A 16436-nucleotide genomic window follows, 5' to 3' on the forward strand; every position below is an offset into this window, starting at 1 on the left:
CGCAGTCTGTAACTCGCCTTCTACGATTCCGACATGACTGCGGAGTCCTGGGCTGTCCTCAAAGACGTGGGCACGATTGCGATCGCATTCTTGTCGCTTGTCGTCGCGCTCGGTGTGGCTGTGCAGGCGAGCAAGTGGCGGCCACGGCCTCTGCTTCAGTTTCGATTCGATCAGAGCGCGGGGCGTGTCGAAAAGGCAGATCTCGAGACTTTTCTCGATCGCGCTGAGATCGCCAAGAGTGGCGTCGTCATGGTGAACGCGTATGACTTCATGACTCAGCCCGAAGAAGTCGAGGACTATCGTGCCGGTCTTCTCGTCACCATCGCGAACCACGGAAACGGGCCTGCGTTCGACGTCGAGCTCCACGTGGACATACCGCGCGACACGTCTGCCGCGCACATGGCGCTGGGAGACCTGACGGTCATACGGCGGTCTCAGCTCTTGGCTGGAGAAGATGCCAAAGTGGTGCTCGCTGAAGACCTCAAGTACGGAACTCCGATGAAGGGCGGAGGACGATGGACCGACCTGGACGTCTGGGGGATCAAGCCGGCCACTGATGGCGAGCTTGTGGGCTGGCTTACTTGGCGCGAGCCGCCACGCACCAAGAAGGTGCGTCGGCGGAAGATCAAACACACGAACAAGACAGAGATGGGCGACTGGGTCTAGCGGGGAGTGCTGGACGGCGGGTGGAGATGGCCGGCGCGATCGGCGCCGATATGGTGGGCCCATGCAGCTGCGAGACCTCGATGTCGGAGATGTGAGACAGCGGGCGCAGACCGGATATGTGCCAGTCAGTGCGCAGATCGTCGACCTGCTCGACGCCGCGTATACGCGAGCAGTGAGCCACCACGAGGGCGTGGTCGCCGACTACATTCCGGCTCTCGCGACAGCGGATGCGGAGGCTTTCGGAGCGTGCGTCGTCGATGTCGACGGCGGTGTGCACGAGATCGGGGACACACGAGTGCGGTTCTCGATCCAGTCGATCTCGAAGGCGTTCGTGTACTCGCTGTTGTGCGACGCGATGGGTCACGAGGAAGTCTCGGACGTGGTCGGGGTGAACAACACCGGTGCTGCGTTCAACTCCATCCTGGCCGTAGAGCTCAGCGGGGGTCACCCGGGCAATCCCATGGTGAACGCGGGAGCGATCGCGACGACCGCGCTGATGCCCGGCGCCACGGCAGATGCGAAGTGGGATGCGATCGTCTCGGGTCTCTCGGCGTTCGCCGGGCGGCGGCTCGAGGTCGACGAGAATGTGTACCGGTCGGAGGTCGACACGAACCATCGCAACCGGGCGATCGGCCAACTGCTGGAGAGCTACGGGCGGATTCGCTTCGACCCGGCCGCCGCGGTGGACGTCTACACGCGGCAGTGCTCCCTTCTGATCGATGCACGGGACCTCGCCGTGATGGGCGCCACGTTGGCCGACGGTGGCGTGAACCCGGTGACCGGAGAACGCGTCGTCTCTGCCGACGTCTGCCGCGACACACTGGCGGTGCTCGCTGCGAGTGGCCTCTATGAGCGGTCGGGCGAGTGGCTGTTCGAGATCGGGCTCCCCGGCAAGTCGGGCGTCTCGGGCGGCATCGTCACGGTGGCGCCCGGAAAGGTCGGAATCGGAACCTATGCGCCGCCCCTCGACAGCGCCGGCAACAGCGTGCGCGGTCAGATCGCGACCGCACATCTCTCACGCACTCTCGGTCTGAACGTCTTCGCCTCCGCGCCGCGGAACGAACGGGGAGTCGAATCATGAGCATCCACGAGCCCCCCACCACATCCTCTTCAGTTCAGCGGCGATCGTGGATGCCGATGGTCGGGCTGTTCCTCGCCCAGATCCTCATGTCGTACAACGTCGCCGCGCTTCCGGTGTCGCTGGGCGGGATGGTCGACACGTTCGGAGTGCCGCCCACCGACGTGAGCACCGCGATCGTCACGTATGGGCTCGTGGTCGCTGCGCTCGTGATGGTCGGGTCGAAGATCGGCCAACGCGTCGGCTGGGTGATCATGTTCCGCGTCGTCGTGGCGCTGTTCGCCGGCTCCGCGCTGATGATGATCCTCGGACCATCCGTCGGCTGGGTCATCGGCGCACAGGCCGTGGCCGGCGCGTCCGCGGCGATCATCGTGCCCTCGCTGGTCGCGCTTATCGCGGAGAACTATCGCGGTCGCCAGCAGGAGACGGCGATCGGATCGCTCGGCTCCGCGAGGGCGCTCGCCGGTGTGAGCGCGTTCCTCATCGGCGGCACACTCGCCACATTCGTCGGCTGGCGGCACGTGTTCGTGGTCGTGCTCATCATCGCCGTTGCGGTTTTCGCATTCAGCTTCACTCTGCGGGGGTTGCCGGGAAACCCGGGGATCAAGATCGACCTGGTCGGTGCCCTTCTCATCGGTCTGGGTATCGTGTCGCTCACGCTGGGCGTCAACAACCTCAACGGCTGGGGAATCCTGTTCGCCAAAGACGACGCCCCGTTCGATGTGCTCGGGCTCTCGCCTGCTCCGGTCCTCATCCTCATCGGCCTGATCCTGGTCCAGCTGTTCTTCCTGTGGACGCGGCGTCGAACCCGATCTGGCAGGGTGCCGCTCGTGAGCCTGTCGGTCTTCGGATCGTCGCGCGAGCGCGCCGCCGTGTACGCGATGTTCATCGTCGTCGGCCTCGAAGCGGCACTGAACTTCAGCATCCCGCTGTATATCCAGATCGTGCAGGGGCGCACCCCGTTCGACACGTCGCTGGCTATGCTGCCGTTCAACCTCACCGTGTTCTTCTCCGCGATGATCGTGGTCCGGTTCTACCGCCGGTTCCCGCCGCGAGTGATCGGGATGTTCGGGTTCGTGTTGACGACCGTGGCGCTGCTCTGGCTCGCGTTCGTCGTCACCAACAACTGGGAGACGCTTCCGACGATTCTCGGTCTCTTCGTCTTCGGCGTCGGGCAGGGCGCTCTTGTCACCCTCGTGTTCAATGTGCTCGTCACCGCCTCGCCGAAGGAGCTTGCCGGAGACGTGGGCTCGGTGCGAGGGACGACCCAGAATCTCGCCTCCGCAGTCGGCACAGCCATCGCCGGCGCTCTTCTCGTCGGCATCCTGAGCGTCAACGTCGTCGCCGCTCTCGCCGACCATCCAGAACTGCCGCCTGATCTTGTCGCGCAGGTAGATCTCGACCGCACCAACTTCGTCAGCAACGACCGACTGCGCGACATCCTCGACGACACCGACGCGACACCCGCACAGGTCGACGCGGCCGTCGCCGTCAACGAAGAGGCACGGCTCAGCGCACTGAAGCTCGGACTGCTGATCCTCGCCGGAGTCAGTGCCGCCGCGATCGTGCCGGCGAGCCGGCTGCCGAAATATGTGCCGGGCGAGATCCCGGAGTCGGTCGCGACGGGAGCCCGCCCTCGGTGAACGTGGACCTCGTGATCGTCGTCGCGCTTCTGATCGCGAGTATCGCGATGTTCGCGATCGGTCGGCCCCGCATGGATGTGGTCGCGGTGCTGATGATCGTTGCGCTGCCCCTCACCGGCGTCCTGACCGTATCCGAGACTCTTGCCGGATTCGCCGATCCGAACGTGGTGCTGATTGCGGCGCTGTTCGTGGTCGGGGAGGGGCTGTCTCGCACGGGGGTGACCTATCGGCTGGGCGATTGGCTGGGGCGCACCGCGGGCGCGAGCGAGGCCCGGGTGATCGTGCTGCTCATGCTCTGCGTGGCGTTGCTCGGCGCGGTGATGAGCTCCACAGGCGTGGTCGCGATCTTCATCCCCGTCGCTCTCAGCGTCGCGGCACGCACCGGAGTCTCCAAGCGTCAGCTCTTGATGCCATTGAGCTTCGCAGGACTGATCAGCGGCACACTCACCCTGATCGCCACGACTCCCAACCTGGTCATCGATGCCGAGCTGGTCCGCAGCGGCAACGAAGGTTTCGGGTTCTTCAGCCCGACACCGTTCGGCTTGGTCATCCTCGCCCTGGCGATCGGTTACATCCTGATCGCGAGACGCTGGCTGGGTGAAGACGTCGACTCCGGCGGTGGCGCCCGCCGAACCTTCGACCTGCTGCTCTCGGACTACGGCGTCGATGCGCGCACGCACAGGTATCGGGTGGGCGCGGCATCCCCTCTCATCGGATGCCGGCTCGCCGATGTCGATCTGGGAGCGGGGCGCCCGGCGAGGGTGCTCGTGCTCGAACAGCGCAGACTCGTGCGGCGATCCGTGCTGACCACGGCCGACGACGCACGAGTCCGCAGCGGAGATGTGCTGGTGGTCGACGTGGCACTCGATGCCGCACGTCGCGGTGCTCTCGAGCTCACCGAAGGGCCGAGGGGCGACGACAACGTGTTCGCGAAGCACGCGCGTCAGCTCGGCATGGCCGAGGTCATGATCGCACCGGAGTCGTACGCGCGCGGCCGCAGCGTGGTGAGCCTCCGCTTCGCGCAACGGTACGACCTCGTGGTGCTGGGAGTGCGGCACAAAGGCACGGCCGCCGGCGCGGTGTTCCCCTCGATCCGCCTCGCGACCGGCGACACCCTGCTCGTGACCGGCGGGTGGAACGCGATCCAGCGGCTGCGGACCAGCCCCGACGGGTATGTGCTCCTCGATCTGCCTGTCGAGGTCGACGAGGTCGCCCCTGCCGCTAATCAGGCCCCCTTCGCGATCGCGAGCGTGCTGCTGATGGTCGTGCTCATGGTCACCGGTGTCGTGCCGAATGTGATCGCAGCCCTCATCGCATGCTTGCTCATGGGCGCCTTCCGTTGCATCGACATGCCCAGCGCGTACCGCGCGATCCACTGGCCGACACTGCTGCTGATCGTGGGGATGCTGCCATTCGCGCTCGCCCTGGAGCGCACGGGCGGCGTCGACCTCGTCGTCGACGGCCTTCTCGGTGCCGTCGGCGATGCGGGGCCGACCGTGCTGCTCGCCGTGCTGTTCGCTTTGACGGCGACGATCGGCCTGTTCGTGTCTAACACCGCCACGGCCGTGCTCATGGCGCCGATCGCGATCACGACCGCGACCGAACTCGGCGCGTCTCCTCTTCCCTTCGCCATGATCATCGCGCTGGCCGCGTCGTGCGCGTTCATGACACCCGTCTCGTCGCCGGTGAACACGCTCGTCGTCGAGCCCGGTCGATACCGATTCGGAGACTTCTTCCGCGTCGGCGCCCCGTTCACCGTGATCGTGCTCGTCGTGAGCGTCGTGCTCGTTCCGCCTGTTCTTCCGCTGTACTGACTCTCGCGCGCGGCGTCGTTAGGATTCGGGCATGCCGTTGATCCAAGGCGTCCTGCTGCCGGGGTTGGGTGCGATCGCGGTTCTCGCCGCGGCGGGGCGGGCGGTGCGGCTGCTCGACGGCGACGATCCTCGCGAAGACCGGGCTGTGCGTGCGCTGCAGCAGGCGTTCGGTCACCGGCCGGACGACGGCGATGCCCTTGTCGTCACTGGCCGCGCCGAGCCGACGGTGCCGCGCGAGCCGATCGATCGGGTCACCGAGCCGCTCTCGTGGTACTCCGGTGTGCCGCAGACGATCGCGAACGGCGCGATCTGGTGCGCCGTCACTTGGCTGTCGACGCGCGACCGCCGTTCAGCGGTCGCCCCCGCGGCGGCGCTCGCCATCGAGACCGCGTGCTTCGTCGCATCCGCGGCGCTCGTGAAACGGCCACGACCCGCAGAAGTCTGGCGCCCGGAGCAGCCGCATGCCACGTCGTCGTTTCCCTCCGGGCACACGGCGGCAGCATTCGCGCTCCATGGCGCACTCGCCGACCTGCTCGATCGACACGGCGCCCGCGTCACGCGGCTGATCGGGCCCCTGCTTCGGTACGGGATTCCCGGTGCGATCGCGTTCTCGCGGGTCTACCGGGGCCAACACCACATCTCAGACACCATCGCGGGCGCCCTGCTCGGGCGGTGGATCGCCGGTGTGGTGCGGCGAGAGCTGATCTGCCGAAACGCAGCGTGAAGGGGGACCATGTACTTCGTCGTCGTCGGTCTGCAGACCGTCGTTCTGCCGCTGTTGTTCGGCACGATCCATCTGGTCGTGGCACCCGGGTCGCCGATCGCGATCTACGGCATGTGGTGGGCGTTCTGGGGCGTGGGCACGCGGCTCCTGGTGGCGGGGATCACCCAGCTCGTCAAGCCTGACATCACGTCGGGGATCATGGGGGAGAGCGCGCCCAGTGCCGCCGAGCGAACCGTGACGCGTGAGCTCGCTCAGGCGAACATCGCCTTCGGAGCGGTCGGTCTGCTGGCGCTGATTCCCGGGTGGTGGCCGATCGCGGGCCTCGCGGGAGGGGTATATCTGGGGCTCGCGTACCTCGGCCACCTGCGCAACCGTAGCCGCAACGCGATGGAGACGTTCGCGATGTGGACCGACCTGATCGTCGCGGTCATCGTCATCGCCGCCGGCGTCGTCGGACTGGCTCAGGTGCTCACGAACTGACGCCGCCGCGTTCGACGTCGGAGGGCAGCGCTAGCGTGCGGGCATGAGCGATTTCGCCGACGTGCTGCTCGCGGCCGGGCCTGCCGCTGATCTCCCCGCCGACCACGACGTGTTCGGCCGACTCGTCGGTAGCTGGCGCGTGCGCAACCGCTATCGCGCCTCTGCCGAGTCCGAGTGGGCGGAGAGCGAGCGGGACTGGATCTTCTCGTGGGTCGCCGGGGGCCGGGCGATCCAGGACGTCATCGTCGGCAGCGACCGCGGTGACGAACCGGTGATCGCCGGCACCACGATTCGGGCGTTCGACCCGCGCATCGGCGCCTGGCGGGTGAACTGGTTCGGCACCCTGCACGCGAACTACGGAGCGCTCATCGCTCGCGCGCACGGTGCCGACAGCATCCGCCAAGACGGCAGCGAACTCACCCCAGACGGTGAGATCCCCCTCCGCTGGAACTTCAGTGACATCACGGCCGACACGTTCGCCTGGGACGGCTGGTCGTCTGCCGACGGCGGTCGCACCTGGTGGCTGGAGCAGCATATGGATGCGGTGCGCACCGAGTAGTCCGTCGGCAGAGGCTCGCGTGACTCGAAGTGGCGGCTATCCGGCGCCGCGGATTGCGGCGGTGACGAGGCGCTCGATGTCGAGATCGCGGATGGGAGTGCGCAGCACGAGCAGCCGGTGGTAGAAGGCGCCCCAGATCTGGTCGATGACGATGTCGATGTCGGCGTCGGCGCCCAGCTGCCCGGCGCGTTGCGCCTTCAGGAGGCGCTCCCGCGCGAGGTCCCGGCGGGGGAGCGCATAGGTGCGCGTCCACGCCTCGGCCAGATCGGGATCGGTCTGCGCAGAGCCGATGAGCTGGGGGATGACGCTGCCTCCCTCGGCGATCAATTCGGCGAAAGAGGTGACCTGGGTGACGAGGTCCGCATGAAGGTCGCCTGTGTCGGGGAACTCCAGCAACGGCTGGCTGCGGGCGAAGTACGCCTCGGCGGCGAGGGCGCCCGGTGACGGCCACCACTTGTAGAGCGTGGTCTTGCTCACACCGGCTTCTTTGGCGATCCGTTCGAACGTGATCGCTCGGATGCCCTCGGCGAACAGCAGCCTGCCCGCCGCGTCGACGGCGGCGGCGCGCACCTCCGCGGCAGGGCGGCGTCCCCGCCCTGAGCGCTGGGTCGATGAGTGCACGATCGGCTCCCTTTGTGGACGATCTGTCCATTATGCACTAGCATCCGTTATGAACAAATCGTCCACATGAAGTCGGGAGACTCACAATGACCACTTCCACGAGTCGCGTCGCGATCGTCACCGGTGGCTCCGGGGGAATCGGCCGAGCAAGCGCACTGCGGCTTGCGGCAGACGGCACCGCCGTGGTCGTGCACTACGCCGGCAACCGCGACCGTGCCCTCGAGACCGTGCGCGACATCGAGACCGCCGGCGGCCGCGCGATCGCGGTCGGGGGAGATGTCGCCGATGAACGCGAAATGCTGTCGCTCTTCGATGCCGCCGAGGAGGCCTTCGGCGGCATCGATGTGCTCGTGCACACCGCCGGAATCATGCCCCTCGCACCCATTGCCGAGCTGGATCTCGAGACGTTCGATCGGGTGCAGCGCACGAATGTGCGCGGCACATTCGTCGTCGACCAGCTCGCCGCTCGGCGACTGCGCGCGGGTGGGGCGATCGTGAACTTCTCCACCTCCGTGACGCGGCTGCAGATCCCCGGCTACGGCGCCTACGCGGCGTCGAAGGGCGCCGTCGAGGCGATCACCCTGATCCTCGCGCGCGAGCTGCGCGGGCGGGACATCACCGTCAACGCCGTCGCCCCGGGGCCGACGGCGACTCCGCTGTTCTTCGAGGGCAAGAGCCAGGAGCAGATCGACGGGATCGCCGCATCCAACCCGATGACGCGTCTCGGCACGCCCCAAGACATCGCCGAGACCGTCGCCTTTCTCGCCGGGCCGGGTCGATGGGTCAACGGCCAGGTGCTCTACGTCAACGGCGGCGCCGCATGAGCGTGCATCTCATCGGTGGAGGCGCGACGACGACTGCGGATGCGGCACTCCATGCGCCGTTCGTTGCCGAAGCGGTGCGTCGCGCGCATGACGCAGGCCGTGTGCGACCGCGGATCGCCGTGATCTCGCTGCATCCCGAAGCAGTGGAGAAGGCAGCGGCGCTGGGCGAGCTGCTGACCGAAGCAGCCGCGGGAGCCGACGTCGAACTGCATCTGACCGCTGGGCGACCTGACCGGTCGATCGGCCTCGATGCGATCGCGGATGTCGACGGCATCGCCGTCGGCGGAGGCAACGTCGAGACAGTGCGTGCGGGGCTCGAGCCCCTCTTCGACCAGATGCGGCGGCTCGTCGCCGACGGAGTGCCCTACCTCGGTGTCTCGGCCGGCGCGATGATCGCGGCGGAGGGGTCGCTGGGCAGCGGATCCCGGATCGGCGGTGTCGTCGTCTCGCCGGAAGACCCTGACGAGCCGGGCGACGAACTCGAGATCGAGGCCGGTATCGGGCTCGTCGACGTGACCGTCGAAGTGCACACCGCCCAGCGCGGCATGCTGTCGAGACTGGTCGCCGCGGTCGAGTCCGGGCTCATCTCGGGTGGACTCGGCATCGACGAGCGCACGACCCTGATCGTCGGCGACGGCGTGCTGCGGGTCGAGGGTGCGGGCAATGTCTGGCGCGTCGCGCCGGCTGAGAACGGCGTTCTCGTCTCGACGATTTTCACGGCGTGAGCGGCCGGGCGCGGCGGTGGGGGAGCGTAGCGTCGGCGCCATGAGCGATCGCGCGCGTCGCGCCGAGTGGGCCTGGCTGAAGGTCATCGCGTGGTTCAATCTCGTCTCGGCGATGATCGGCGCGGTGGGCTTGATCGGCTTCGGCGGGATGGGCATTCCGCTGGAGTGGCTCCATGCCTCTCCGTTCACGACATATGTCTGGCCCGGCGTGATCCTCGGTGTCGTCGTGGGCGGTTCGCAAGCGCTGGCGCTTCTCGCGACCCACGGTCGCTACCGGCTGGCGAGCGGCATGAACGTCGCGGCCGGGCTGGTGATGATGACGTGGATCTTCGTCGAGATCGCGATGATGCTCGTGTGGTCTCCGCTGCAGGGGATCTACTTCGCAGCCGGCCTCATCCAGGTCACGCTTGCCGCACTGACACTCGGAGCGTGGCCTTCGCCGCTGTTTCAGCGCGGTTCGTATCCCGTGCCCCAGCGCAGCATCCACGACTCCGAATCGGTGAGGCGATCGAACCCGAACTGCTCGTAGAGGCCGTGCGCGTCTTCGGTGAACAGTGCCGTGCGCTTGAGGCCGAGGGGTTCGAGGTCGTCGACGATGCCCGCCATGATCCGCTTGCCGACGCCGCGCCCGCGGGCGGCGGGGTCGACGAAGACATCGGCGATCCATGCGAACGTCGCACCGTCGGTGATCGCCCGGGCGTAGCCGAGCTGCTGCCCGCTCTCGGCGTCGAAGACGCCGTAGTTGCGAGAGCCGGCCATGGCGGTCTCGTGCGCTTCGCGGGTTCTGCCGCGCGCCCAATACGACTCTTCTGCCAGCCATCGGTGCACGCGGTCGACATCCATGGCTGCGGCGTCGGCAGAGAAGACGAGGTCGTGGGACATGGGTCGATCCAACCAGCCGAGCGCGTCTGGGCGACCGGGCTGGTTGTGATCATGTGGACTGCTGGGCTACCTCGATGGCGCAGCGGCCGCCTCGGCCGACACGACCATGCGTTCGGGTGAGTCCGGCCGGAAGCCCACGAACAGCATGTATCCGGCGAACCAGAGCTCGAAGGCGAAGATCGGCACGGCGAGCACCATAGCGAGGCTGCCCGACTGCTCGACGACGCCGAACAGCTGGCCGAGGTCGCTCAGCAGCACGAGCGTGCCGCCGATCGCGCCGAGGATCGGGATGCCGGGGAACACGAGCCGCGAGCGCCACAGGGCGACGGCGAGGATGACGGTGTTGACCGCGATCACGAGCCCCTGCCCGACGAGGAACGACGCCTCGTGCAGCCACTCGAGCGTCGGCTCGAGCGCCGGATCGGTCGGTGCCGCAATCGCGCCGGTCTGCAACTGCACGAGGACGATCATCGGAAGCGTGCCGGCGCCGATGATCGCTGCCTCGAGTCCGCGCAGCCCCGCGAAGGCGGCGGCGCCGACCGGGGCGTAGGGGCGCAGCACCGCCAGCAGCACGATGCCGTTGCCGACGCATGCGAGGGCGAGGGTCACTTCGAGTGCGACGCCGACCTGGATGAGGCCGGCGCCGCCGCCCTCGGTTGCGAGGCGGTAGAAGATCGCCGCGCCGACCGACGTCACGTGCGTGACGAGGTAGAGCAGGCCCGCGGCGAGCGCGAGGGAACGAAGGCGAGTCATGGTTCTCCGATCTGATCCGGCCGGGTATACGACGTATACTCCATGCAAACAGACTCTAGGTATACGGTGTATACATGTCAAGTCCGGATGCCGGCCGCACTCCACTGAGTCGAGCACGTGTCGCCGAGGCCGCCGTCGCCCTGGCCGACGAGGTCGGACTCGACGGCACCACGATGCGCCGGCTCGCCGACGACCTCGCCGTGACGCCGATGGCCCTCTACAAACACGTCGCGAACCGCGAAGAGCTCATCGACGCGATGGTCGATCACATCGTCGGCGAGATGCTCACCCCGGACGCCGATCCGGATGCCGTCACGGCCGAGACGTGGAAGACGGCGCTGCGGACGCAGGTGAAAGCGTCACGCGGCGTGGTGCTGCGGCATCCGTGGGCGGTCGAAGCGATCGAGACCCGCGCGCTGGCCGGTCCGATCGTGCTCGCCTATATGGACCGGCTCATCCGGATCCTGTTCGCCGGCTCGCTGTCGGCCGACCTCGTCCACCACGCGATGCACGCCCTGTCCACGCGCATGTGGGGGTTCACGCGCGACGTGCTCCCGACGCCGTCGATCCCCGACGACCCCGCACAGCGCGCTGCGGCGCTCGCCGACTTCGCCGCGACATACCCGGGCATCGTGCGCATGGCCACGACAGCCCCCCACGCAGGCGCCGAGTGCGACGCGGATGCCGAGTTCGATTTCGCGCTCGACATCCTGCTCGACGCCTTCGAGCGGATGCACGCGGCCGGCTGGTCGTCGGCGGCGCGCTGAGCGGCGGCCTTCGCCGAGGCGTCACGCCGTCATCTGGGCCGGGGCGACACGTGGCAAGCAGTCGGGGTTGAAGATCCGTTGCGTGGACGCGGGATACTTCGCGAGCCAGACAGCGGGACGGATCGGACGCTGCGTGAGGTTGCCGCCGCAGTTCGGACAGGTGTGGTCGAGCAGGCGTGCACATCCGTCGCACCACGTGCATTCCATCGTGCAGATGAACACGTTCGGGTCATCCGTCGCGAGGTCACGATCGCAGCATTCGCAGTTCGGTCGAATTTCGAGCATGACGCAACGTATCAGGTGCGTGGATACCCACACCCGCGCGCGGGCGTAAGGGTGCCCGTCATCGCGTGCCGCGGATCCTCTGAACGACAACGGTCGCGCTGTTGACCGCGCCCGCGATGCACACCGCGAGCACGATGACGGTCGGGATGAGCAGCAGCCACGCCGGAGCCCACGGCATGAGGCCCGAGTCATCGACCGCGGTCAGATCGCCGCCTGACGAGGCTGTCACCCCGATCGTGATCAGAGCGAAGAAAGCGGCGATCACCGTGAACGCCGCCAATTCGACGATGTCATTGCGCAGCGGGCGGGGCGTGTCAGCCGCCTGCTGACGCTGTCGTGTCGACATCACCGTGTGCGAGATCGCCAGCGCCAGCGATAGTGAGATCGCGAGCCCCAGCGGAAATGGGTCGCCCGACGCCCAGCTGATGAGCCCGAAGACCACGAACACTGCGGCGAACGACGCACACGCCCAGAGCACGACTCTGAAAACCAATCGACGTCCCTCTCCTGACACGCCTTTGTGGCCTGTGTTCGCAATGGTATGCCCCAAGACGGCGCGGACAGTGGGCTCGTCCGGCCACCGGCGCGCCGTGAACCGGCGCAAACAACCGGAGTCCGTCAGGTCGGCTGCGAGAACCTGCAGCACGACGGGCGACCCGTCGGCGTAGACTCCTGGGGCCGGACGACGAGCGCAAGGAGGTGGCCACGATGAACGAATCGACGTGGGCGCTCCGCAACGGAGTCACGGTCGGGCGATAGGTCGCCCGGGAGCGTCCCCACTCCCGAAAGCTGCGACCATGCACCTCACTTCACACTCACGCGTCGGCGACCTCGTCGAGCGCTCCTTCACCCTCGACGGCGTGCCCGGCATCCTCTGGACGCCCGCGGGCGCCGATCGACCGTCTCCGCTCATCCTCATGGGGCATCCCGGCGGCATCGAGCGGATGCATCCGCGTCTGGTCGCCCGTGCGGCACGCGCCGCCGCCGACGGGTTCGCCACGGCGACCATCGAGCTGCCGGGCAGCGGCGTTCGCCCGCCCCTGCCGGGCGTCGATGCGGCTCGCGCAGACCTGCGCCGCGCGCTGCAGGTAGGCGAGTCGGTGTCGGCCGACGTCATCGACCGGCTCATCCTCCCGCTCGTCGACCAGGCGGTGCCCGAGTGGCAGCAGGCGATCGACGCACTGCTCGAGCGCGACGAGATCACGGGACCCGTCGGCTTCTCGGGCGGTGTCATCTCGATCGCGGTGCGCCTGGCGGCGGTCGACCCGCGCATCCGCTGCGCCGGGCTGTTCGCGGGCAGCTACGTGCCCGCGGCAACGATGGCCGATGCAGCGCGCCTCACCATTCCGCTGCACGTGCTGCTGCAGTGGGACGACGCCGGCAACGACCGGCAGCAGGCGCTCGACCTCTTCGATGCGTTCGCGTCGACCGAGAAGACCCTCGAGGCGAACATGGGCGGCCACACCGGCGTGCCCCTCCATGCCGGTGAGTCGGCGGCGGCGTTCTTCGCGCGGCATCTGCGGGCGTGAGCAGACCGGGCGAGCGGCCGCATCCCTAGAATCGGCGACGTGATGAGCGAAGCGCAGAGCACCCTCGCCGACCGCACGCGTGCGCTGCTGGCCGGTGAACCCGACCTCACCGAGAAGGCGATGTTCGGCAGCCGCGCCTTTCTGCTCGACGAACGGATCGTCGTGGCGGTGATGCGCGACGCGCGGCTGCTGGTGCGCGTCGGGGTGGAAGACGCCGCCACCCTCATGCTCGAGCCAGGCGCGGGTCCCGCGACGATGGGACCGAATCAGCGCGAGATGGGGCCGGGCTGGCTGCTGGTCGAGCCCGACGCGCTCGCCGACGACGAGCGGCTGCTGTTCTGGGTCGACGCGGCGCGGGGGTTCAACCGGTTCCAGGGCTGAGCCCGGCGGGCCTGCGCCTACGTGTTCGCGGCGAAATCCGCATCCGTCCACACGCGAGCGAGGCGGATGCCGCCGGGCACGAGCGCCTCGGGAAAGCGCGCCGCGATCTCGGCCGCGCGGGACTCACCGGCCACATCGACGAGGTAGTAGCCGGAGACGACATCGCCTCCTTCTGGCGCGGCGCTGAGCACGGGCGACGTGTCTCCGCGCACCACGACCTTCTGCTCGGCGGTGTCGAGAGCCTTCGAGTCGACCAGTTCGCCGGTGCCCTCGAGGTCGGACTCGACGTCCCAGTAGACCTGGTAGGCCGCGGCTCGCTCCTCGTCGGTCATGCCCGCGAACAGGTCGGTCACCGCCGGAGTGCTGTGGATCAGGATCAGATACTTCATCGCGCCCCCTCGAGGTCACAGTAGCGTGCGCAGGTCGCGGTTGCGGGTGTCGGAGGGGGTGCCCAGGATGGTCGCATGGCTGACACCACCTGTCATATGTCGATCTCACTCGACGGCTTCGTCGCCGGTCCCGATCAGCGGCTCGACAACCCGCTCGGCACTCGGGGCCTCGAGCTGCATCGCTGGCATCTCGGCGACGAGCGCGCGACGGATGCCGATGCGACCGCATCCGCCTGGCTGGGGCGCCCGCGGGGCGCGTACGTGATGGGCCGCAACATGTTCGGTCCGATCCGCGGCGATTGGAGCGGCGAGTGGAACGGATGGTGGGGGCCCGAGCCGCCGTACCACGCACCCGTGTTCGTACTCACCCACCATGCCCGCGACCCGCTCGAGATGGAGGGCGGCACCACCTTCTTCTTCGTGACCGACGGGTTCGACGCCGCCTATGCGCGGGCGGTCGAGACGGCCGGCGACGGGGGAGTCGACATCGCGGGCGGAGCGTCGACGGTGCGCCAGGCCCTCGCCGCCGGTGTGATCGACGAACTCACCCTCGACATCGCGCCGGTGCTGCTCGGCGAGGGCGAGCGGATCTTCGACGGCACCGAGGCGTTCGGGTTCGAGCCGGTCGAGGTGCTGCACTCGCCGCTGGCGACCCACATCCGGTATCGCCGGGCGGGGTGATGCCCACCCTCGACGACGTGCGGGCTATCGCTGCCGGGCTGCCCGGCAGCGAGGAACGGGCCATGACCTCGGGCATTGCGTGGTTCGTCCGGGGCAAGCTCTATGCCTGGGAGTGTCACCCGTGGCCGAGCATCCCCGCCGACATCCGCGAGATCGTCGCCCGCGAGCTCGTCGTCGCCGTCAAGGTGGGCGATCGGCTCGACGCGCTCGCGCTCGCCGAGATGGAGCCCGAGGTGTTCCTGCGCACGACGACCGCCTGGAACGAGCCGAAGATCGCCTTCCGTATGGCGGGCATCGACGGCGAGCACCTCGGCGAGCTGGTCACCGAGGCCTGGCGTGTGCAGGCGCCGAAGTATCTGCGAAAGGAGTTCGACGAACGCTGACGGGGCGGCGCAGCATCCGCTTCGGCCTTTCAGCCGATGCGCTCGGCGAGGGCGACGATGATGCCCTCGGGGCCGCGCACGTAGGCCATGCGCCACACGCCCTCGTACTCGCCGATGCCGCCGTCGAGCGTGTACCCGTCGGCCGCGAGGCGCTCGACGATGGCGGGCAGGTCGTCGACTTCGAAGGCGACGCTGCGCAGGCCGAGAGTGTTCGCCTTGGCGGTCGGCGTGCCCTGCTCGTGCGCGGGGCGCACGAAGCTCGACACCTCCACGCCGGTGCCGCCGCCCGGCGCGTGCAGCATGACGATCTCGCTGCGCGAGTCGGCGATGCCGGTGACGGTGTCGATGAAGGCGCCCTCGACGAACGTGCGGCCCTCGATCTCGAGGCCGAGCCCCACGAAGAAGGCGACGGCCGTGTCGAGGTCGGCCACGGTGATGCCGATGTGGTCGAAGCGTGTGATGCCGGGCATGGGTGCGACCTTACGCCGCAGGCAGCCGGTCGGCATTAGCCTGGCGCTTGTGACAGGCACCGACTCGCACGCCGCCCGCGGAGGCGAACCCCACGCACCGGGCCTGGCGCAGCGCCTGAACTGGCTGCGCGCCGGCGTGCTGGGCGCCAACGACGGCATCGTCTCGACGGCGGCGGTCGCGGTCGGCGTCGCGGGGGCGACTTCGGAGGTGGCGCCGGTGTTCCTCGCGGGTGCGGCGGCGCTGGTCGGCGGGGCGATCTCGATGGCGCTCGGCGAGTACGTGTCGGTGTCGAGCCAGCGCGACAGCGAGCGGGCGCTCATCGCGAAAGAGAAGCGGGAGCTCGCCGACGACCCGCAGGGCGAGCTCGAAGAACTCGTCGGTCTCTACCGCGACCGCGGGCTGAGCGAGGCGACGGCACGCCAGGTCGCCACCGAGCTGACCGCGGCCGATGCCCTGCGCACGCATCTGTCGGTCGAGCTGCACATCGACCAGGACGACGTCGTCAGCCCGTGGCGGGCGGCGCTCGCCTCGGCCGTGGCGTTCACGCTCGGAGCATTGCTGCCGCTCGTGACGATCCTCTCGACTCCGCCCGCGGTGCGCATCGCGTGGACCTTCGCCGTCGTGCTCATCGCGCTCGCCGTGACGGGGTATGTCGCGGCATGGATCGGCGGCTCGACGCGGTGGATGGCGGTGCTGCGCACCGTGCTCGGCGGCGCGCTGGCGCTCGGAGCGACCTTCGCGGTCGGCAGCCTGTTCGGCACGAGCGCGGGCTGAGCCCCGT

Annotated in this window: 23 protein-coding genes; 16 read left to right on the top strand and 7 right to left on the bottom strand. The window is 68.5% G+C overall.

Annotated features, from left to right (window positions below; translation table 11 throughout):
* Positions 1–33: 33 nt before the first annotated feature.
* The 7 genes from OAW74_RS04415 (at position 34) to OAW74_RS04445 (ending at position 6964) form a co-directional block, all read left to right on the top strand.
* On the top strand, positions 34–666 hold the full coding sequence (locus OAW74_RS04415; protein WP_262873115.1) for a hypothetical protein: 633 nt from the start codon (positions 34–36) through the stop codon (positions 664–666).
* A 61-nt stretch (positions 667–727) separates the two neighbouring features.
* Positions 728–1747 (top strand): glutaminase A, encoded by a 1020-nt coding sequence (glsA, locus tag OAW74_RS04420; RefSeq protein ID WP_262873116.1) that lies wholly within the window; start codon positions 728–730, stop codon positions 1745–1747.
* 50 nt (positions 1748–1797) lie between these two features.
* The gene (locus tag OAW74_RS04425; protein ID WP_262873117.1) at positions 1798–3387 is read left to right on the top strand and encodes an MFS transporter; all 1590 of its coding nucleotides are present in this window, start codon (positions 1798–1800) and stop codon (positions 3385–3387) included.
* Positions 3384–5201 (top strand): SLC13 family permease, encoded by a 1818-nt coding sequence (locus OAW74_RS04430; protein WP_262873118.1) that lies wholly within the window; start codon positions 3384–3386, stop codon positions 5199–5201. Before OAW74_RS04425 ends, OAW74_RS04430 begins: the two co-directional genes overlap by 4 nt.
* Positions 5202–5232: 31 nt before the next feature.
* Complete coding sequence (locus tag OAW74_RS04435) at positions 5233–5925, top strand: phosphatase PAP2 family protein (RefSeq protein WP_262873119.1); 693 nt, start codon at positions 5233–5235, stop codon at positions 5923–5925.
* A 9-nt stretch (positions 5926–5934) separates the two neighbouring features.
* Positions 5935–6405, top strand: a complete 471-nt coding sequence (locus OAW74_RS04440; RefSeq protein ID WP_262873120.1) for a DUF6790 family protein — start codon at positions 5935–5937, stop codon at positions 6403–6405.
* Between the two features lie 43 nt (positions 6406–6448).
* Entirely contained in the window at positions 6449–6964 is a 516-nt protein-coding gene (locus OAW74_RS04445) for a hypothetical protein (protein WP_262873121.1), read from the top strand.
* Between the two features lie 36 nt (positions 6965–7000).
* Here the strand turns inward: OAW74_RS04445 and OAW74_RS04450 are convergent, their stop codons facing one another.
* Positions 7001–7585, bottom strand: coding sequence for a TetR/AcrR family transcriptional regulator (locus tag OAW74_RS04450; RefSeq protein WP_262873122.1), 585 nt, complete (start codon positions 7583–7585; stop codon positions 7001–7003).
* 86 nt (positions 7586–7671) lie between these two features.
* Between OAW74_RS04450 and OAW74_RS04455 the strand changes: the two genes are divergently transcribed.
* The 3 genes from OAW74_RS04455 to OAW74_RS04465 are packed head-to-tail and all read left to right on the top strand — an operon-like array spanning position 7672 to position 9663.
* Positions 7672–8409 carry an SDR family oxidoreductase gene (locus OAW74_RS04455; protein WP_262873123.1) on the top strand — a complete coding sequence of 246 codons (738 nt, stop codon included), beginning with the start codon at positions 7672–7674 and terminating at the stop codon, positions 8407–8409.
* The gene (locus OAW74_RS04460; protein ID WP_262873124.1) at positions 8406–9134 is read left to right on the top strand and encodes a Type 1 glutamine amidotransferase-like domain-containing protein; all 729 of its coding nucleotides are present in this window, start codon (positions 8406–8408) and stop codon (positions 9132–9134) included. The genes OAW74_RS04455 and OAW74_RS04460 overlap by 4 nt, the downstream gene beginning before the upstream one ends.
* A gap of 40 nt (positions 9135–9174) precedes the next feature.
* Complete coding sequence (locus OAW74_RS04465; protein WP_262873125.1) at positions 9175–9663, top strand: hypothetical protein; 489 nt, start codon at positions 9175–9177, stop codon at positions 9661–9663.
* Here the strand turns inward: OAW74_RS04465 and OAW74_RS04470 are convergent.
* Positions 9582–10016: a GNAT family N-acetyltransferase gene (locus OAW74_RS04470; protein ID WP_262873126.1), complete on the bottom strand. Its 435-nt coding sequence runs from the start codon at positions 10014–10016 to the stop codon at positions 9582–9584. The two genes, OAW74_RS04465 and OAW74_RS04470, sit on opposite strands and share 82 nt — an antisense overlap.
* Positions 10017–10082: 66 nt before the next feature.
* Entirely contained in the window at positions 10083–10769 is a 687-nt protein-coding gene (locus OAW74_RS04475; RefSeq protein ID WP_262873127.1) for a DUF4386 domain-containing protein, read from the bottom strand.
* A 74-nt stretch (positions 10770–10843) separates the two neighbouring features.
* Between OAW74_RS04475 and OAW74_RS04480 the strand changes: the two genes are divergently transcribed.
* Positions 10844–11536 carry a TetR/AcrR family transcriptional regulator gene (locus tag OAW74_RS04480; RefSeq protein WP_262873128.1) on the top strand — a complete coding sequence of 231 codons (693 nt, stop codon included), beginning with the start codon at positions 10844–10846 and terminating at the stop codon, positions 11534–11536.
* Positions 11537–11557: 21 nt separating this feature from the next.
* Here OAW74_RS04480 and OAW74_RS04485 read toward each other — a convergent pair whose 3' ends face one another.
* Entirely contained in the window at positions 11558–11821 is a 264-nt protein-coding gene (locus tag OAW74_RS04485) for a DUF1272 domain-containing protein (RefSeq protein ID WP_262873129.1), read from the bottom strand.
* A gap of 58 nt (positions 11822–11879) precedes the next feature.
* Positions 11880–12467, bottom strand: coding sequence for a hypothetical protein (locus OAW74_RS04490; RefSeq protein ID WP_262873130.1), 588 nt, complete (start codon positions 12465–12467; stop codon positions 11880–11882).
* Positions 12468–12618: 151 nt separating this feature from the next.
* Here OAW74_RS04490 and OAW74_RS04495 point away from each other — a divergent pair, with 151 nt between their 5' ends.
* On the top strand, positions 12619–13350 hold the full coding sequence (locus OAW74_RS04495) for an alpha/beta hydrolase (RefSeq protein ID WP_262873131.1): 732 nt from the start codon (positions 12619–12621) through the stop codon (positions 13348–13350).
* A 42-nt stretch (positions 13351–13392) separates the two neighbouring features.
* Positions 13393–13731 carry a TfoX/Sxy family protein gene (locus OAW74_RS04500; protein ID WP_262873132.1) on the top strand — a complete coding sequence of 113 codons (339 nt, stop codon included), beginning with the start codon at positions 13393–13395 and terminating at the stop codon, positions 13729–13731.
* A 17-nt stretch (positions 13732–13748) separates the two neighbouring features.
* Here the strand turns inward: OAW74_RS04500 and OAW74_RS04505 are convergent, their stop codons facing one another.
* Positions 13749–14120 (bottom strand): YciI family protein, encoded by a 372-nt coding sequence (locus tag OAW74_RS04505; protein WP_262873133.1) that lies wholly within the window; start codon positions 14118–14120, stop codon positions 13749–13751.
* Positions 14121–14195: 75 nt separating this feature from the next.
* On the opposite strand from OAW74_RS04505, the gene OAW74_RS04510 reads away from it, so the two are divergent.
* Both OAW74_RS04510 and OAW74_RS04515 read left to right on the top strand, forming a co-directional pair.
* Entirely contained in the window at positions 14196–14801 is a 606-nt protein-coding gene (locus OAW74_RS04510) for a dihydrofolate reductase family protein (protein ID WP_262873134.1), read from the top strand.
* A 62-nt stretch (positions 14802–14863) separates the two neighbouring features.
* Complete coding sequence (locus tag OAW74_RS04515) at positions 14864–15184, top strand: hypothetical protein (RefSeq protein WP_262873135.1); 321 nt, start codon at positions 14864–14866, stop codon at positions 15182–15184.
* Positions 15185–15213: 29 nt separating this feature from the next.
* Here the strand turns inward: OAW74_RS04515 and OAW74_RS04520 are convergent, their stop codons facing one another.
* A complete protein-coding gene (locus OAW74_RS04520; protein WP_262873136.1) occupies positions 15214–15654 on the bottom strand; it encodes a VOC family protein in 441 nt (146 codons plus the stop codon).
* Positions 15655–15703: 49 nt separating this feature from the next.
* On the opposite strand from OAW74_RS04520, the gene OAW74_RS04525 reads away from it, so the two are divergent.
* A complete protein-coding gene (locus OAW74_RS04525) occupies positions 15704–16429 on the top strand; it encodes a VIT1/CCC1 transporter family protein (protein WP_262873137.1) in 726 nt (241 codons plus the stop codon).
* Positions 16430–16436 lie beyond the last annotated feature (7 nt).

Origin of the sequence: Microbacterium fluvii (genome assembly GCF_025515205.1) — a bacterium.
Lineage (GTDB): Bacteria > Actinomycetota > Actinomycetes > Actinomycetales > Microbacteriaceae > Microbacterium > Microbacterium fluvii.

Coding starts and splice junctions, on each gene's coding strand:
- glsA (WP_262873116.1), top strand. CDS start 728: ATGCAGCTGCGAGACCTCGATGTCGGAGATGTGAGACAGCGGGCGCAG.
- OAW74_RS04505 (WP_262873133.1), bottom strand. CDS start 14,120: ATGAAGTATCTGATCCTGATCCACAGCACTCCGGCGGTGACCGACCTG.
- OAW74_RS04480 (WP_262873128.1), top strand. CDS start 10,844: ATGTCAAGTCCGGATGCCGGCCGCACTCCACTGAGTCGAGCACGTGTC.
- OAW74_RS04455 (WP_262873123.1), top strand. CDS start 7,672: ATGACCACTTCCACGAGTCGCGTCGCGATCGTCACCGGTGGCTCCGGG.
- OAW74_RS04440 (WP_262873120.1), top strand. CDS start 5,935: ATGTACTTCGTCGTCGTCGGTCTGCAGACCGTCGTTCTGCCGCTGTTG.
- OAW74_RS04495 (WP_262873131.1), top strand. CDS start 12,619: ATGCACCTCACTTCACACTCACGCGTCGGCGACCTCGTCGAGCGCTCC.
- OAW74_RS04465 (WP_262873125.1), top strand. CDS start 9,175: ATGAGCGATCGCGCGCGTCGCGCCGAGTGGGCCTGGCTGAAGGTCATC.
- OAW74_RS04445 (WP_262873121.1), top strand. CDS start 6,449: ATGAGCGATTTCGCCGACGTGCTGCTCGCGGCCGGGCCTGCCGCTGAT.
- OAW74_RS04425 (WP_262873117.1), top strand. CDS start 1,798: ATGCCGATGGTCGGGCTGTTCCTCGCCCAGATCCTCATGTCGTACAAC.
- OAW74_RS04415 (WP_262873115.1), top strand. CDS start 34: ATGACTGCGGAGTCCTGGGCTGTCCTCAAAGACGTGGGCACGATTGCG.
- OAW74_RS04515 (WP_262873135.1), top strand. CDS start 14,864: ATGACCTCGGGCATTGCGTGGTTCGTCCGGGGCAAGCTCTATGCCTGG.
- OAW74_RS04520 (WP_262873136.1), bottom strand. CDS start 15,654: ATGCCCGGCATCACACGCTTCGACCACATCGGCATCACCGTGGCCGAC.
- OAW74_RS04460 (WP_262873124.1), top strand. CDS start 8,406: ATGAGCGTGCATCTCATCGGTGGAGGCGCGACGACGACTGCGGATGCG.
- OAW74_RS04475 (WP_262873127.1), bottom strand. CDS start 10,769: ATGACTCGCCTTCGTTCCCTCGCGCTCGCCGCGGGCCTGCTCTACCTC.
- OAW74_RS04470 (WP_262873126.1), bottom strand. CDS start 10,016: ATGTCCCACGACCTCGTCTTCTCTGCCGACGCCGCAGCCATGGATGTC.
- OAW74_RS04510 (WP_262873134.1), top strand. CDS start 14,196: ATGGCTGACACCACCTGTCATATGTCGATCTCACTCGACGGCTTCGTC.
- OAW74_RS04435 (WP_262873119.1), top strand. CDS start 5,233: ATGCCGTTGATCCAAGGCGTCCTGCTGCCGGGGTTGGGTGCGATCGCG.
- OAW74_RS04500 (WP_262873132.1), top strand. CDS start 13,393: ATGAGCGAAGCGCAGAGCACCCTCGCCGACCGCACGCGTGCGCTGCTG.
- OAW74_RS04485 (WP_262873129.1), bottom strand. CDS start 11,821: ATGCTCGAAATTCGACCGAACTGCGAATGCTGCGATCGTGACCTCGCG.